The organism is Rhodococcus sp. ARP2 (genome assembly GCF_001029585.1).
GTDB lineage: Bacteria > Actinomycetota > Actinomycetes > Mycobacteriales > Mycobacteriaceae > Rhodococcus_F > Rhodococcus_F erythropolis.
Genome location: NZ_LEKE01000054.1, coordinates 34,019 through 50,202, shown reverse-complemented (window position 1 = coordinate 50,202; position 16,184 = coordinate 34,019). Strand labels below are relative to the sequence as shown.

Sequence of the window (16,184 nt, the reverse complement as noted above, 5' to 3'; positions counted from 1 at the left end):
ATTCGACGGACACCGGACGATCTCGTCAGATCCCGGCCTGATCTGCAATTTCCCTGGCTTTGGCTACCAAGGCGTCAATACGTTCCACGGTGGGAGTTCCGCTCTCGGCGGCATTCTGCGGTTCGTCGCGGGCGCGACGCATCACGCCCTCGGCGATCACGGCGATCTTCCACAGCCCCAAGGTGTGCCAAAACTTCAGCGCAGCCGGATCCCGTCCGGTGGCCTCGAGATAGATCCGGGAGATCTCCTCTCGCGAAGGGAATCCCGGGAGCGCTGACGCCGGGAAATCGCCACCAGTGTCCTCCCCTGCCGCCGGCCAGTACGCCAACAAGCTTCCGACATCGGCCAACGGATCACCGAGTGTGCAGAGTTCCCAGTCGAGGGCCGCGACAACTTCGCCGTTCTCAGCGGAGGTGATCACGTTGCGTAGGTGAAAGTCGCCGTGCACCAACGTGGTTTCGGTGTGAGCCGGCTGAGCTGCAATGAGACGTCGGGTGAGATCGTCCAGGTCAGGACATTCCCGCGTCTTCGACTGTTCCCACTGTCCGCCCCAGCGCTTCAGCTGCCGTGCAGCGTAAGGCTTGTGGCTTGCCAGGTCGTCGAGACCGGCCTGCTCGAGGTCGACGGCGTGTATCTTCGCCAGCGTCTGAGCGAGCGAGATTCCGATTGCCCGGCGGCGATCTTCCGACAACGCCTCAGCAAGAGGCATTCGGTCCACCACTTCGCCGTCCACGAATTCCATGAGGAGCAGCGGAACTTCGGTGACAGCTGGATCCTCGGTCAACCCGAATACTCGCGGCGAAGGCACGTCGGTGGATTCGAGAGCGCTCAGGATTCGAGCTTCGCGCGCCACGTCGTGAGCCGAGGCCAGCAGGTGCCCCAGCGGTGGGCGTCGTAGCACCCAGCGATTGCCGTCCTGATCGCGAACCAGGTACGTGAGATTCGACTGCCCCAGGCCGATTCGATCGAAGGACAACGGCCCGGCGAAGTCGATCCCCAGGCCTGCTATCCACCCGGTGACCGCTTCGGTATCGAGTCCCACTACTCCGACGCTAGCCACCGACGGACGCTCCCTGCCGGAACGGGAGTGCATCACCCAACAACTGGCCGCCGTCGATGGTCATGATCTCGCCGGTGATCCACTGGGCTGCATCCGAAACCAGGAAGGCGATGGCAGCGGCCACGTCCTCGGGTTCACCGATGCGTCCGAGAGCGGTCGACGCGGACACCGCTTCTTCATGTTCTTTCCACAGAGCTTCGGCGAGTTTGGTTCTCACCACCCCCGGTGCAACGGCGTTGACACGAATCTTCGGCGACAACTCGAGCGCCAACTGCTTGGTGATGTGGATCAGAGCAGCCTTCGACGCGTTGTACGTACCGATCCCGGCCTCGAACGCCATGCCGCCGATCGAGGCGGTGTTGACCACGGAACCACCGTGCTCGCCCATCCAGGCCCGCGCTGCCAGGCCGGTCCACAGGACTGGAGCCCACACGTTGACGTCGAAGGTCTTGGCGAAGCGCGAGTGATCCTGGTTGATGATCGGCCCGAACGACGGGTTGGTGCCCGCGTTGTTCACCAAGATGTCGAGACTGCCGAAACGCTCGATCGTCTGCTCGACGCACTTGCTGGCAGCATCCTCGTCCGTCGCGTGAGCGCCGACGCCGATCGCGTTGCCGTTCACCTGCGCGGCAGCCGCATCTGCGGATTCCTGTGAGCGCGAAGTCAGTACGACGTTTCCGCCCGCCGCCGCAATCGCCTGCGCGGTCGCGAGGCCGATGCCCCGCGATGCGCCTGTGACGATTGCCGTCTTACCGGTGAGATCCAGTCCTGCCATGTCAGTTCGCCTTGACTTCGCGGTACTTGCGCAGTTCCTGCTTGGCGATGGCGCGCTTGTGCACCTCGTCCGGGCCGTCAGCCAGGCGAAGGGTGCGCATGTGGGCGTAAGCCATCGCGAGCGGGAAGTCGTCCGTGACGCCGCCGCCGCCGTGAACCTGGATGGCGCGGTCGATGATCTTGAGCGCGATGTTCGGCGCTGCAACCTTGATGGCTGCGATCTCGGTGCGCGCTTCCTTGTTGCCCACCGTGTCCATCATGTGAGCGGCCTTGAGCGTGAGGAGTCGAACCATCTCGATGTCGATACGAGCCTCGGCGATCCAGTCCTGGATATTCGCGTTGTCACTGACAGGCTTTCCGAAGGTGATGCGGGTGGATGCGCGCTTGCACATCAGTTCCAGTGCGCGCTCGGCCATTCCGATTGCACGCATGCAGTGGTGGATGCGGCCGGGGCCGAGGCGGGCCTGGCTGATCGCGAATCCTTCGCCCTCGCCGGCGAGAATGTCCTTGGCCGGGACGCGCACGTCCTCGAAAGTGATCTCGCCGTGTCCTTCGCGGTCCTGGTAGCCGAAGACCGGCAGGTTGCGCAGGATCGTGACGCCGGGAGCATCGATCGGAACGACCATCATCGACTGCTGACGGTGGGTGGCGGCATTGAAGTCGGTCTTGCCCATGACGATCAGAACCTTGCAGTTCTGGTGCAAAGCGTTGGAAGCGAACCACTTACGGCCGTTCAGTACGTACTCGTCGCCGTCACGGTCCATACGAAGCTGGATGTTGGTGGCGTCGGAACTGGCTACCTCGGGCTCGGTCATCGCGAAAGCAGAACGGATTTCGCCTTCGAGAAGCGGCTTGAGGTACTTCTCCTTGTGCTCGTCGGTGCCGAAGAGCGTGAGCACCTCCATGTTTCCCGTGTCCGGAGCGGCGCAGTTGGTGGCTTCGGAAGCCAGGTGGCTGCGGCCCATGATCTCCGCAAGCGGTGCGTATTCCAGGTTGGTCAGCCCGGGGCCCCATTCGGGATGCGGGTGAAAGAGGTTCCACAGCCCGCGCGCCTTGGCTTCCTTCTTCAAGTCGTCGATGATCGGCGGCTGGAAGTGCGGGTTACCGGACTCACGCATCTGCTCTTCGTAGACCGCTTCGGCCGGGTAAACGTGCTTGTCCATGAAATCGAGCAGTTCGGCCTGGTACTTCTTGGTGCGATCCGAGAACTCAAACACTGACATGTGAACTCCTGACAGAGAGGGAAGGAAAATTGGGGGCTCGATGTTCGAGATGGCTGTTGACGCCCTCGACGACATCCGGGCCGTGAAATGCATTCAGCATCAGTGATTCCGCACGCCTGGCGGAATCGGTGAAGGTCGAGTGCGCGTCGGCACTCATCTGAGACTTGATGACGGAGAGGGACGTCGGCGAGCAGTTGGCCGCGATGTCCTCGGCGTAAGCAATCGCCGCATCCAGAACGTCACCGCCGCTGACCAGGTGGTCGATCAAACCGATACGGTACGCCTCGTCGGCATCCACCATCCGGCTGGAAAGCAGAAGATCGACTGCTCGACTGTGACCGACCAAGCGGGGCAACATCCAGGAGATGCCGTACTCCGCAATCAGGCCTCGACGCGCGAACGCGGTAGTGAATCGCGTTGCGCTCGAACCGAAACGAACGTCACAGTACAGAGCCTCGACCATTCCGAGCCCTGCGGCGACGCCGTTGACGGCAGCGATCAGCGGCTTGCGAACGGTGGTCGGGAAATCACGGTCCCGTGGTCGGACAAGATCACTGTCGGAGACGTCGCCGACGTTCTTCAAATTGCCGAGGTCAGCCCCCGAGCAGAATCCTCGACCGGAGCCGGTGACAACAATTGCTCGGACACTGGGATCTTCGTCTGCTGCGGCCAAAAGGTCGTAGTACTGATCTTCGAGCTCGTTGGTCCACGCGTTGAGAACGCGGGGCCGATTGAATGTCAGGACCAGCACCGCTCCTCTCTGCTCGGAGAGGACGAGTTCCTCGGTCATCGCGTTCCCGCGAGCAGCGACGCCTGGTACCGGCGCATCCCGCGCAGCCAACGGTCGTAGTCGGCACCCTTCTGCCGGTACATGTCCAGAACGTTCTTGTGCGGAAGGATGAGGAATTCCTCGGCATCTACTGCGGCAAGAACGATTTCGGCGCATTCAGCAGGCTCGAGAACATTGCCTGCCGCAAGCACGGCCCCGGTTGCGGCCTTGCCGACCGGATCGCCGGAGTTCTCGCCTTCGTAGAGAAGCTTGGTGTTGACACCCATCGGACACAGGCAACTGACGCGAACGCCCTGATCTCCGTAGGTGATCGAGAGCCACTCGGCAAACGCGACCGCGGCATGTTTGGTCACCGAGTACGCGGCGGACCCAACCTGACTGAGCAAGCCGGCAGCAGAGGCAGTGCTGATGAAGTAGCCTTCCCCGCGCTCGGTCCAACCAGGGACGAGGAGCCTGGCGGCACGAATGTGGGCGCGAACGTTGACGTCGATCGTCGTGTCCCAGACGTCCTCACTGATGTCGAGGCCCATGCCTCCGGTGACGCCGGCATTGGCGAAGTAGAGGTCGACCGGGCCGAATTCCTTTTCCGCCTGCGCGATGAGGCCCGCAATGACCGTCTCGTCGGAGACGTCGCCACCCGCAGACACTGCTGCGCCGGGATGCTCCATGTTGATCGCCTCTGCCACTGCCGAAGCTGCCGCCCCGTCGAGGTCGGCTACTACGACGCGAGCGCCCTCTGCGGCCAGTCGCTGCGCCAACGCACCGCCGATCCCCCCGCCGCCACCGGTGACAATTGCTACCTTCTGGGCAACCTTCATGAGCGATTCCTCTCGCTTGCGTCATACCTACGCGCTGACAGTGATCCACGTCTCCCCTCATGTATAGTTGAATCCGGCGTCAGTTTCAACCGTCGAATCGCGACGGTCACCCGAACGGCCCGTTCCGTCCTCCTGAACTGCGAGTAAAGGGATCAACGATGACTGAAAACCAATTGCCCGTCCGCCCGTCCACCTTCGCCGAGCTCGAGAAGCTCATCGGCCAGGAACTTGGCCCGACGGAGTGGTACGACATCACCCAGGAGCGCATCAACGCGTTCGCCGAAGCCACAAACGATCATCAGTGGATTCACGTCGACCCGGAACGAGCCGCATCGAGCCCGCTCGGCAGCACGATCGCGCACGGACTCTTCAGCCTCTCGCTGGGCCCACAGTTCTCCTACCAACTCATCCACTTCGACGGCTTCGCCCACAGCCTCAATTACGGCTACGACAAGGTTCGCTTCCCCGCTCCCGTTCCCGTGGGATCCCGGGTCCGCATGCGTGCAACCGTCGTGTCCGCGGAGCAGTTGCCCGGCGGAATCCAGGTGAAGATGAGCCAGGTGGTTGAGCGCGAAGGTTCCGACAAGCCAGTCGTCGTGGCCGAATCCGTCGCTCGCGTCGTCGAGAAAAGCTGAACAGAGAAAAGCTGACTAGAGAAAAGCTGAAACAAGACTCGGCACGTCCCGGCCGCTCGAACGTCGATACGGCCGGGGCGACCTGCCGCTTCAGGATCGGTCAGGAAACTTCAGCGCGTTAGCCCACAGGTCTGTCACCGTGGCGACAATCTGATCGAACTCCGGCGAACGCCCGTCCACCTCACCCTCATGGAGGGTGAACAGACTGTAGGCGAGCCGACTCACCATGCCGGACAGAGCAATTGACGCTGTCATCGGATCCAGCGTCGTGTCCGCGATACCACGACTCTGCAGATCTGCAATCCCGCGGGCATTACGGCGTATGAACGCATTGGCACGCTCGCTGCGGAACTTTCGGAACTCCGGGTCGATGTGAGCAACCTGCTCCATCAGTCCCATCAATTTCGCATTGCGTTGATACGCCGCCAGATACGCTCGATTACTTGCCTCGAGCACGGCGTACGGATCGTCTGCGCCCGCAACGCGTCCCATGCCCGGGTGCATCATGTCGTCTCGCGCGACCTCGAGGACGGCGGCGAAGACCTCTTCCTTGTTCGCGAAGTAGGTGTAGAACGATCCCGTCGCGCAGCCGGCTTCTTTGGCGATGTCGATCAGACGGGCATCGAGATAGCCACTACGCTCGAATACCGTGCGGGCAGCGGCAATCAGCGCTGCGCGCGTGCGGGTTCCCCGCTCGGTGGTGGGCCGATCTCGGAGCAGCGCAGGCGGAGCCACCGGCAGGGCGGCAATTCGCGATTCGTCATCGAGCACGGTGCGCTCCCCATCCTTCCGAGCCAACATCATTTCGGGACAATCCCAGCAGACTCGATGTTGACGCCGGATTCAAGTGTACGCTCTGGTGAGACCCAGGACACACAATCGGTCGATTCCTCCCGAAAGGCAGAACCATGGTTAGCGTTCTCGACCCGGTGACCCGTCACGCGGAAGTCACTCCGGACAACATCGCAATTCGAAACAGCACTGCGATCCGCGGCACGGATGAACACTGGACTTACCGGCAGCTCCACGACGCGTCCCTGGCGTTCGCCGGCCGCATTCGCGCCGCCGGGTTGAGCGTAGGCGATCGGGTTCTCCTAGCGGCACCGTCGGTAGCGGAATTCGTCGTGGCGTACATGGGAATTCAGGCCGCAGGTTGTGTCGTGGTACCGATCAACACGATGTCGGCGCAACCCGAAGTCGAGTACGTTCTGGACGACGCAGAGATTTCCCTGGCCATCGCGTGGCATCAGCTCGGTCCCGCAGTCCAGGATGCAGGGAGCGCGCGCGGCGTCCCGGTGTGGACACTCACCGAAGAATCGGCGAAGGCCGATCATGCACCCGCAACTGTGGTCGACCGTGAAGCAACAGACACCACGGCGATTCTCTACACCTCCGGCACCACCGGACGCCCGAAGGGCGCTCAGCTGACCGTCGGGAATTTGTTGTCCGCCGGTGAGATCGGCGCCGAGAGCAGCCGCGGAAACCCCTCGGACCGCACCGGAACCGGACTGCCGCTCTTTCACATCTTCGGCCAGGGTTCGGTCATGATGGCAACCTTCACCAGCGGCGGATCACTGTCCCTGCTCGCCCGGTTCGACCCCGCTGCCATGCTCGACCTGGTCCGCCGGGACAAGCTCACCATCATGGCCGGTGTCCCCACCATGTGGAATGCCATGCTGCACGCCGCCGCCGATGTGGACAGCTCCGACTTCGAACAACTCAGGATCGCAATCTCCGGTGGCGCATCACTTCCCGGTGAAGTCGCTCGCGCCTTCGAAGCACGGTTCAACTGCACGATCCTCGAGGGTTACGGCCTCACCGAGACGAGCGCGTTCGGGACTTTCAACAGCATCGACCGCGTCGCAAAGATCGGATACACCGGCCGCGCCGTACCGCGCACCGAGGTCGAGGTGCGTGATCACGACGGAAATGTCTGCGAGGCAGGCACAGTGGGCGAGGTGTTCATCAAAGGACCGACGGTCATGAAGGGTTACTGGAAGCGCCCTGAAGACACCGCCGCCGTTCTTTCCGACGACGGATGGTTCCGCACCGGAGACCTCGGTGAGACCGATCCTGACGGGGACCTTCGCATCGTCGACCGAGTGAAGGACCTCATCATCCGTGGTGGATACAACGTCTATCCGGGCGAGGTCGAAGAGGTGCTCTACCAGCACCCCGACATCATCGAAGCCGCAGTGATCGGCATACCCGACGACTACTACGGGGAGGAAGTTGCCGCAGTGGTGGCCGTGCGTCCAGGCTCCGACCTCGAAGCAGACGCCGTCACTTCGTGGGCTCGGGAACGTCTCTCCGCCTACAAGATTCCCCGAGTCGTCCAGTTCATCGACGCACTCCCGAAGGGTTCGACAGGAAAGATCCTCAAGCGATCGATCGACCGAACCGAACTCCTCGCCCAGAAGCAGAACTGAAAACACAGGTGAGCCCCGGCGAGATTTCGCCGGGGCTCACCTGTTCACTCACTCAGAGAGCCCCGTCCATGCGCTCAGAGAGCGTCGAAGTACTCGATCTGCGGGGCGCCGGCGAGGAAGGGTGCCATCGCCTTTCCTGCAGCCTGGAAATGCTCGGACGTTCCGTGAGCCTTGATGGCAGCACCGTCCTGATACAGCTCCATGAACTTGTAGGAATTCGCATCCGTTTTCGATCGGATCAGTTGATACAGAACCGTTCCGGGCTCCTCCGTGCGCACCTTCTCCGCAAGTTCGGCGATTACGGCTTCGAACTGCTCGCCGCTTCCGTCCTTGACGGTGATATCCGCGATGACAGCAATCATTCGTTCCTCCAAAAGTGTTCCAGCAGTATTCGAGTGTTACCGAGAAACCTACAGTTTCACTGCGTGGGCAGTAGTCCGAACGTCGATGCCAATTGTCTGCGAGTGCTTTCTGCGTCGGTGTGGAGAATGCCGGCGATCCCCAATCGTGCCGCACCGTCGAGATTCTGTTGCAGATCGTCGATCATCACCGCGGCTTCGGGCGCGACGCCCAGTCGCTCACACGCGATGGTATAGATCTGACGAGAGGGCTTACGAATCCCGACTTCCGAGGAGATCACCACTTCGTCGGCCAGGTCCTCGAGGACAAATCCCGCATAACAATCACGCCCGAAAGCATTGGACACGAGCGCAACAGGGTGTCCCGCCGCCCGCACGTCTGCGAGCAGACGCACCATCTCCTCGTCTCGAATCAGCCCGGCTTGCATACGGTCGACCAATCCAGCACTGTCGACGACTGCGCCGTGCGCTCGTAGACGTTCTCCGAATCCGGCCTCGAAGGCCTCCTGGTCGATCTTTCCGGATTCGTGATCGGAGAGCAGCCTCTTCGAGACGTCGTCGCGGGAGAGCAGGGTCAACGGAAGTCGTGGGTCTCCCCCAAGCGAGGCCCCGAAATCTTCGAAGGCCTGAAGAACACTGGAGGTGAGAACTCCACCGAAATCGACGAGCACTGCCGTACGCGTAGGTGTCATTGCTCCATCAGACACCAAACATGAACCCGGCGTCAACATCAGTTTTGGCGCAGCGAGAATTGTAAAGTGTTGATCCACAACCGGTTGACCGTATCGAGCAGACCATCGAAGGTCACTCCGGCGGCGCCGTCCTCGCCGCCGCGGGATACGAAGTACCCGAACGCAAGTCGACTGATCATCCCGGAGAGTGCCCGAGACGTCAGTAGCGGATCCAGGTTCGCGTCCGCCAGACCGGCTTTCTGCAGCTTCTCGATACTGCGCGCGTTGCGTCGAACAAACGCGTCAGCACGCTCGAGGCGGAGAACCCGGAACTCCGGATCGATACTTGCGACCTGCTCGAGCAGTCCCATCAGCTTCGCGTTACGTCGGTACGCCTCGAGGTACGCGCGGTTGCTCGCCGCGATGACCTCAGCGGGATCCGCGCCTTTCGGAGTGTGCGGCATTCCCGGATGCATCATGTCTTCGCGCGCCAGCTCCATCACTGCCGCGAAGATCTCCTCCTTGCTTGCGAAGTAGGTGTAGAACGTACCGGCCGAGCACTGCGCCTCCACCGTGATGTCGATCAGACGCGAGTCCAGATAACCGGTCCGTTCGAAGACGGTGCGAGCCGCATCGATCAACGCTCGACGCGTACGCAAACCACGCTGAGTGGAGGGGAGTTCCCGTGACACTGTCGACGAAGCATCTTCGGAGCCTGTGCGTGCTGCAGCCATGCTCCAGTTATACGTCAGACGCCCGCTACCGGTGACCGATAGCGGGCGTCTGTTCGAGACCGAAGGTATTACCTGGCGTAGAGATGCGCGCCCGGAATTGCGTTCGGATCGTCCCGAACTTCCTTCGGGTTGGTCTCTTTCAGCACCCAAGCGCTGAAGAAGGTCACCAAGCCCATAAGTGCCACGAACACGGCAACCCATGTCGTGGTTCCGGTCTTCGCGATAAGTGCTGTCATGATGAACGGGGTGCCGCCGCTGACCGTGATCGCAGCCAACTGGTAGGCCAACGATGCTGCCGAGTAGCGCACGTTGGGTGCGAACAGTTCACCCATGTATGCCGCGATAGGCCCGTAGGTCATCGACTGGAACACGCTGCCGACCGTGACTGCGATGAAGAACAGCGGCAGGGACTTGGTGTTGATCAACCAGAAGTACGGGAATGCCCAGACCACGATCGCCGCGGCGCCGATCAGGATCATCGGACGACGACCGATCTTGTCGGACATCTTCCCGGACCACAGCACCACGCCGACTGTCAGCAACGCGCTCAGGAGCGAGATGATGAGCAGTGAGTTCCGCTTCAACCCCAGTTCGGTTGTGCCGTAGCTGAGTACGCCGGCAATGCTGATGTAGAACAGTGCATTGGTGGCGGCCAGAAGTCCGCAGCCAAGCAGGATCTTGCGCCAGTGATCCTTGAGCGCCTGCGCCAGTGGAGCCTGAACGACGACGTCCTTTTGGTTCTTCTTGGCGTCTTCCTGCAACTCGAGGAATTCCGGCGTGTCCTCGACCTTCGTCTGGATGTACAGAACCACGGGGAAGAGCAGCGCGCTGGCGAAGAACGGAACCCGCCAACCCCAGCTCAGGAATGCTTCGTTGGAAATGGTCGCGGTCGCGACGAGGAAGACCAGGTTGCCCAGCACTACACCGAACGAGACACCCATCTGACCGAAAGTGCCTGAGAATCCACGCTTCTTGGGACTCGCGGATTCGGTGAGGAGAAGGACGATTCCGCCCCACTGGCCACCGCAGGCGAGACCTTGGATGAATCGCAGTGTCACCAGAAGAATCGGAGCGACGACGCCGATTGCCGACGCACTCGGAATCGCGCCGATCAGGAATGTCGCGACAGCCATCAGCAACAGGCAGGTGACGACGGCGGGCTTGCGTCCGTACTTGTCGCCGAAGTGTCCGGCGACCAAACCGCCGATGGGGCGGGCAACGAAGCCGGCCCAGAACGTACTGAACGAGAGCAATGTGCCCATCAGTGCGGATGAATCGGGGAAGAACACATGAGGAAAGACCAGTGCCGCAGCCGTTCCGTACAAGAAGAAGTCGTACCACTCGATGGAACTGCCGAGCAGTCCCGCGCCGAGAAGTTTGCGGTGCGCTTTCTTCTTCTTCCGTTCCTGATCGGACAGGCCCCCTGCCTGCGTGTTCGAATCCACTGCCGATCTCGTCATGGGTTACTCCTCGATGGGTCGGACGCTCGTCGCGCCGGGAGTTGAGAAGTGAAACCGGGCCAGAAGTAGAAACTGACACCAACTTCAACTCTGTGGCGTTGCGATCAGTCTGCGATACAAAAAGAGTGATGTCAATCACTGAAATGCATTGCCGCATAAGGGACTAAATCCCCTATCGATGCTCGCCGATCACCACGACGAATGGCCGGCTCACCTTGTCGGCGGCCGGCAATTCGTTTGTCAGGCAGATCTAGTTCGGTACCCGCAGTTCACGACGAAGAATCTTGCCGCTCACTGTTTTCGGCAGGTCATTCATGACCTCGACGATGCGTGGATACTTGTATGCTGCAAGCCTTTCCTTGCAGAACTCGACCAGATCCTTGGTGGTCGCCTCGGCACCGTCCTTGAAAGACACGAAGGCCTTCACGGTTTCGCCGCGATACGGATCCATGACACCGACGACGGCAGCCTCTCGTACGGCAGGGTGTTCGTAGAGAACATCTTCCACTTCGCGTGGCCACACTTTGAAGCCCGAGGCATTTATCTGATCCTTCATCCGGTCGACGATGTAAAACCAACCGTCGCCGTCCATGAATCCGATGTCGCCGGTGTGAAAACGCCCGTCCGGCATCGCATGTGCGGTCTCGTCCGGCTTGTTCCAGTATCCGAGTGCAACCTGGCGACCGGAGACCACGATCTCGCCGTACTCCCCGATCTGTACCGGCCTGTCGTTCTCGTCCACCACCTCGGCGTACGTATTCGATACCGGAACGCCGACAGCAACGGCCCCCGACGCCGGATCTACCGGCGCTTCACGCGAATTCGGCACCACGATCGCCGGGCTGTTCGTCTCGGTCAGCCCGTAGCCGTTGTGAATGTAGTGACCGAACTTCGCCCGGAACGCTTCCAACGCCGCGTGCGGGATCGGCGCGCCACCTGAATACACCGACTCGAGAGAGCTCAACGATTCCTTCGAGACTGCGGCGCTGTCCGTCCACGCGATGAATACCGTGATCGCTCCGATGATCGCGGTAGCCCGATGCTCCGAAATCGACTCCGCTGCAACGATGGGATGGAATCGGCAGGTCAGAATCGTGGGCGCGCCGGCCAGGAGTGGAGCCGCGACGTGCCCGATCAACCCGGTGATATGGAACAGTGGCGCCACCGCGAACATCGCGCCGCCGGGGCGCAGCCCCAACCAGTCCCGATAGATCTGCGCTGCGAACACGACATTTGAGTGCGTGTTCATCGACCCCTTCGGCGGGCCGGTCGTCCCCGACGTATAAGGAAGGTAGGCAAGGTCTTCCGGGGACAGATCGACCTTCTCGGGCTTCTGCCCTCGATGAGCCCCGATCAGTTCCAGTAGGTCCGGAAATCCATCATGACGAATCCTGGACGCCGAACCGAAGATCCGTTCATCGTCACGCGACTGAAAATCCCGTTCCGACGTAGTGATGACCCGTCGCACTTCGGTGCCATCGGACGCAGTCGCCACGGTCTCGGCCGAGGACTCGAGACAGATAACTGCTACCGCTCCGCTGTCCGCGAGTACTGTGGACAGCTCACGGTCCCGGTACATCGGATTGACCGGAACGACGACAGCGCCGAGTTTCCAGACTGCGACCGTCGCGATGACGAACTGCGGAACATTCTGCAGGACAAAGGAAACTCTGTCGCCGAACCCGATTCCGTCCACGGCGAGGGCTACGGCAAGCGCATCCGACATCTCGTCGAGCTCGGCAAAGCTGACAGTCCTGTCGAAGTACCTGATGATCGGGGCGGTGCGATCGCGCTCCAGCGACGCACGGAACATCGCGAGGGCGTTGGCATGCTCGATGTCCACGTTCGGTGGAGTGTCGGCGTCGTAATTGGCGAGCCATGGCTTGCTCTCGTACACGTTGGTCATAACTCAGCTCTCGAAGTACCGACGTGGATTATCCACCAGCATGGTGTTGATCTGATCCTCGGTGACGCCGCGCTCGAGCAGCGTGGGAATGACCTGATCGCTGATGTGGGTGAAGTTCCAGTTCGGTACTGCGGCCGCCTTGGCCTCACTCGAGAACCAGTCGATGAAGCACGAGGCATCATGTGCCAGAACCATTTTCTCGGCATAGCCTCGGCGGGCCAGTTCCACGACGGTGTTCACCCGCTCCTCGAACGGGAGCAGAACATCGAGACCGAAACGGTCCATCCCGAGTAGCGAACCCGCATCGGCGAGAGCACACAGGTAGTCCAAGTCGGTCGAATCACCCGAGTGCCCGATGACGACCTTGCTCAGATCTGCACCTTCCTCGGCCAGAACCTTCTGCGCAACGAGGCCCGATTCCGTGTGCGGGTTCGTGTGAACCGTGATCGGTACCCCGGTTTCGACCTGCGCCTGACCGACCGCTCGCATCACACGCTCGACGCCGGGAGTCAGACCAGGTTCTTCGATGGCGCACTTGAGGAACGACGCGCGGATGTCTGTGCCGGCAATGCCGTCCTTGATGTCCTTCACAAATAGATCGACCATCGGCTCGCGCACGTCGAACAGCAAACCTGGACCGGTGTAATGGAATTGGAACGGAATGTCGTTGTACGTGTAGACGCCGGTGGCGACGATGATGTTGAGATCGACCTGCTCGTTGATCCGCGCAATACGCGGGATGTAGCGACCGAGTCCGATGACCGTGGGATCGACGATCGTGCTGATCCCTCGCGACTTCAGTTCGGACAGCTTGGTCACCGCATCGGCTACTCGAGCCTCCTCGTCCCAAGGCTCCGGGTAGTCGGGATAGTTCTGACGCATCTCCTCCCCCAGAACGAAGACATGCTCGTGCATCAACACCTTTCCCAGATCGGCTGTGTCCACCGGCCCACGAACGGTTTGTACTGAACTCATCGATCGAACCCCTGACTGTGATCGCCATCACTAACATGAGACAATGAGCTAGTGTGTCTCACGTCGCTTGGTTCGTCAATAGGTTCGATCCACCCGAAGCCCACCTCTGTTCGACCGCCGAAATTGTGCAGTACCGGACAACCGGAGAGAATGTCCCGATGCCTACCGACCTCGAACGCCGACGCGCGATCGACACCGCCGCGAGCATGTACCTCGCGGAGGAACCACTCGACATGTCACTGCTCGCCGAACGTCTCGGAGTAGGCCGCGCGACGCTCTACCGCTGGGTCGGCAATCGCGACGAACTGCTCGGAACAGTGCTGGCCGAGGCCACCGAACGGACATACCGGAAGGCGATGTCACAGGCGTCGGGGCAAGGTCCGGAGTACATCCTCGACGTCTTCGGACGCGTCATGCGGTCGGTGGAATCGTCGACCGAACTGCGAGCGCTGACCAAACGCGAACCGATGGTGTTCATCAAACTCGCGATGATGCCCGGCTCCATCGAATCGATCTCCGCCTCCATCACCGCCGAAATCTTGCAGTCCCAGGTCGACGCCGGCCAACTGACGATCACGCTTTCGCCGCAAGTGCTGGGCGAAGCTCTCGTTCGCATCTGCGACGTACACCTCTACGCCCCTCTACTCGGGCGGGAAAAGGCGGAGATCGAGACGGCCCTCGACCTGATCGCACTGCTCCTCGGCGTCACCCGTAACTGACGGTATCGACTGCGTGAGCACTGCTCCGACACACGGCCCACCCGAGTCCTCAGACGTCTGATGAGTTGTTACGCTGTCGGTACCCCCACGAGAGGCGAGCCGTGTCCGACGACCACACAGGATTCACACTTCGCAGTGGTCCGCTGGTGCCGCAACTCGAACAGTTGCTTCGCGGGCGAATCAGGCAAGGAACGTGGGCGCCGTCCGAGCGCATACCGAGCGAGGCGGCCCTTGCCGTCGAACTCGGCGTCGGGCGTTCCTCGATTCGCGAGGCAATCCGCCTCCTCGCTCGCGACGGACTACTCGAAGTCCGACACGGCGTCGGCACCTTCGTGGCTGCCGCGTCCGAACTCGAGCACGTCGACGAATTCACCAAGCTACTTCGACGCTCACGCATCCTGGAGGTCTTCGAAGTCCGTCGCGCACTCGAGATCGAGGCCGCCAGACTGGCCGCGGAGCGGGTTCAACCCGAGGACCTCGACGGCCTGCGGCGGCGACTGACCATGCGACACAGTCATTTCGAGGGTGACGTCGAGAAGTTCGTCGACGTCGACCTCGACTTCCACACCGAAGTCGTTCGGTTGTCCGGAAACGCGGTTCTGCTCTCGCTGTTCACGTCGGTGCGTCCACTCCTTCGTGAATCCCTCGTCGAGATGATGGCCCACGAGGCCGGCGTCCCCGACACCTCACATGCCCATGATCAGTTGGTCGAGGCCCTTCAAGACGCCGACCCAGAAGCCGCGGTAGCGGCAACCCGAGCAAATATCGACACCGTCTTACGGCGGTTGCGTGTGCTCGACGCCTAAGAGAGGTTAGTTCTCGTGCAACACCCCAATGGCACCGTTCTGTCGACCGAACACGTGGATCTCGTCCGCGACGGCCGATACTTGTTGAAAGACATCAACATTTCGATCGAACCCGGGCAACACTGGGTACTGCTCGGCGCGAACGGCGCAGGCAAGAGCACCCTCCTGAGCCTTCTCGGAGCAACCGCCCACCCCACTCGCGGTTCCGTCTACGTCCTCGGACACAAGCTGGGCCGAGTCGACATGAGGGAACTGCGGATGGACATCGGGCACGTGAACCCGCGTCACACGATCGGAATTCCGATCACCGTCCGCAACGTCGTGATCACCGGCCTCACCAACACCACCGAGGTGATGCCCCGGTGGTCACCGACGCCGGAGCAAGAGGCTCATGCCGACGCACTGATCGATCTACTCGGGATGAGTCCGCGTTCGGACGCACTGTGGCCCAACTTGTCCCAGGGCGAACGGGGGCGAGCCCTGATCGCCCGTGCACTCATGGTGGAACCACGCCTGCTCCTGCTCGACGAACCGGCGACCGGGCTCGATCTTGCTGCGCGCGAACAACTCTTGACGGCTCTGGACGATCTCCGCAATCAGAACCCGTCACTTGCCAGCATCCTCGTGACGCATCACATCGAAGAGATTCCGAGCACCACCACACATGCTCTCCTGATCAAGGACGGCGTCGTGACCGCCAGCGGCCTCGCCGAGAATGTGATCACCACCCAGAACATCAGCGAGTGCTTCTCGCATCCCATCGAGATCGAGCGTCGTGGTGGTCGGTGGAATGCTCAGTCGCGGCCACGCGAAAGAGTTTGACCG

Annotated in this window: 17 protein-coding genes; 5 read left to right on the top strand and 12 right to left on the bottom strand. The window is 61.4% G+C overall.

Going from position 1 to position 16,184, the window contains the following annotated elements:
* Nucleotides 1–25: 25 nt before the first annotated feature.
* Genes ABX74_RS13660 through ABX74_RS13640 form a run of 5 tightly spaced genes read right to left on the bottom strand, consistent with a single transcriptional unit; the run spans nt 26 to nt 4,665 of the window.
* Complete coding sequence (locus ABX74_RS13660; RefSeq protein ID WP_047889004.1) at nt 26–1,093, bottom strand: phosphotransferase family protein; 1,068 nt, start codon at nt 1,091–1,093, stop codon at nt 26–28.
* On the bottom strand, nt 1,053–1,835 hold the full coding sequence (locus ABX74_RS13655) for an SDR family oxidoreductase (RefSeq protein WP_019745700.1): 783 nt from the start codon (nt 1,833–1,835) through the stop codon (nt 1,053–1,055). The genes ABX74_RS13660 and ABX74_RS13655 overlap by 41 nt, the downstream gene beginning before the upstream one ends.
* Before the next feature lies 1 nt (nt 1,836).
* Nucleotides 1,837–3,057 (bottom strand): acyl-CoA dehydrogenase family protein, encoded by a 1,221-nt coding sequence (locus ABX74_RS13650; protein WP_019745701.1) that lies wholly within the window; start codon nt 3,055–3,057, stop codon nt 1,837–1,839.
* Nucleotides 3,044–3,847: an enoyl-CoA hydratase-related protein gene (locus ABX74_RS13645; protein WP_047889003.1), complete on the bottom strand. Its 804-nt coding sequence runs from the start codon at nt 3,845–3,847 to the stop codon at nt 3,044–3,046. The genes ABX74_RS13650 and ABX74_RS13645 overlap by 14 nt, the downstream gene beginning before the upstream one ends.
* Nucleotides 3,844–4,665, bottom strand: a complete 822-nt coding sequence (locus ABX74_RS13640; RefSeq protein WP_020909431.1) for an SDR family oxidoreductase — start codon at nt 4,663–4,665, stop codon at nt 3,844–3,846. Before ABX74_RS13640 ends, ABX74_RS13645 begins: the two co-directional genes overlap by 4 nt.
* 158 nt (nt 4,666–4,823) lie before the next feature.
* Here ABX74_RS13640 and ABX74_RS13635 point away from each other — a divergent pair, with 158 nt between their 5' ends.
* The gene (locus ABX74_RS13635; RefSeq protein WP_003942878.1) at nt 4,824–5,300 is read left to right on the top strand and encodes a MaoC family dehydratase; all 477 of its coding nucleotides are present in this window, start codon (nt 4,824–4,826) and stop codon (nt 5,298–5,300) included.
* Between the two features lie 90 nt (nt 5,301–5,390).
* On the opposite strand, the gene ABX74_RS13630 is transcribed toward ABX74_RS13635, so the two are convergent.
* Nucleotides 5,391–6,104 carry a TetR/AcrR family transcriptional regulator gene (locus ABX74_RS13630; protein ID WP_019745704.1) on the bottom strand — a complete coding sequence of 238 codons (714 nt, stop codon included), beginning with the start codon at nt 6,102–6,104 and terminating at the stop codon, nt 5,391–5,393.
* A 104-nt stretch (nt 6,105–6,208) separates the two neighbouring features.
* Between ABX74_RS13630 and ABX74_RS13625 the strand changes: the two genes are divergently transcribed.
* Nucleotides 6,209–7,729 carry an AMP-binding protein gene (locus ABX74_RS13625; protein WP_047889002.1) on the top strand — a complete coding sequence of 507 codons (1,521 nt, stop codon included), beginning with the start codon at nt 6,209–6,211 and terminating at the stop codon, nt 7,727–7,729.
* A 74-nt stretch (nt 7,730–7,803) separates the two neighbouring features.
* On the opposite strand, the gene ABX74_RS13620 is transcribed toward ABX74_RS13625, so the two are convergent.
* From ABX74_RS13620 to ABX74_RS13595, 6 genes are all read right to left on the bottom strand, one after another.
* Complete coding sequence (locus tag ABX74_RS13620) at nt 7,804–8,091, bottom strand: putative quinol monooxygenase (RefSeq protein ID WP_019745706.1); 288 nt, start codon at nt 8,089–8,091, stop codon at nt 7,804–7,806.
* 56 nt (nt 8,092–8,147) lie between these two features.
* Nucleotides 8,148–8,780 (bottom strand): HAD family hydrolase, encoded by a 633-nt coding sequence (locus ABX74_RS13615; RefSeq protein ID WP_047889001.1) that lies wholly within the window; start codon nt 8,778–8,780, stop codon nt 8,148–8,150.
* Nucleotides 8,781–8,818: 38 nt separating this feature from the next.
* A complete protein-coding gene (locus tag ABX74_RS13610; protein ID WP_019745708.1) occupies nt 8,819–9,493 on the bottom strand; it encodes a TetR/AcrR family transcriptional regulator in 675 nt (224 codons plus the stop codon).
* 68 nt (nt 9,494–9,561) lie between these two features.
* A complete protein-coding gene (locus ABX74_RS13605; RefSeq protein ID WP_019745709.1) occupies nt 9,562–10,953 on the bottom strand; it encodes an MFS transporter in 1,392 nt (463 codons plus the stop codon).
* A gap of 250 nt (nt 10,954–11,203) precedes the next feature.
* On the bottom strand, nt 11,204–12,859 hold the full coding sequence (locus tag ABX74_RS13600; RefSeq protein WP_047889000.1) for an AMP-binding protein: 1,656 nt from the start codon (nt 12,857–12,859) through the stop codon (nt 11,204–11,206).
* A gap of 3 nt (nt 12,860–12,862) precedes the next feature.
* Nucleotides 12,863–13,834, bottom strand: a complete 972-nt coding sequence (locus tag ABX74_RS13595; RefSeq protein ID WP_019745711.1) for a phosphotriesterase — start codon at nt 13,832–13,834, stop codon at nt 12,863–12,865.
* Between the two features lie 158 nt (nt 13,835–13,992).
* Between ABX74_RS13595 and ABX74_RS13590 the strand changes: the two genes are divergently transcribed.
* The 3 genes from ABX74_RS13590 to ABX74_RS13580 all read left to right on the top strand — a co-directional run bounded on the left by ABX74_RS13590 (nt 13,993) and on the right by ABX74_RS13580 (nt 16,181).
* Entirely contained in the window at nt 13,993–14,553 is a 561-nt protein-coding gene (locus ABX74_RS13590; RefSeq protein WP_003943195.1) for a QsdR family transcriptional regulator, read from the top strand.
* 101 nt (nt 14,554–14,654) lie between these two features.
* A complete protein-coding gene (locus tag ABX74_RS13585) occupies nt 14,655–15,359 on the top strand; it encodes a FadR/GntR family transcriptional regulator (RefSeq protein WP_019745713.1) in 705 nt (234 codons plus the stop codon).
* Nucleotides 15,360–15,374: 15 nt separating this feature from the next.
* Complete coding sequence (locus tag ABX74_RS13580) at nt 15,375–16,181, top strand: ABC transporter ATP-binding protein (RefSeq protein ID WP_020909438.1); 807 nt, start codon at nt 15,375–15,377, stop codon at nt 16,179–16,181.
* The last annotated feature ends 3 nt before the right edge of the window (nt 16,182–16,184 follow it).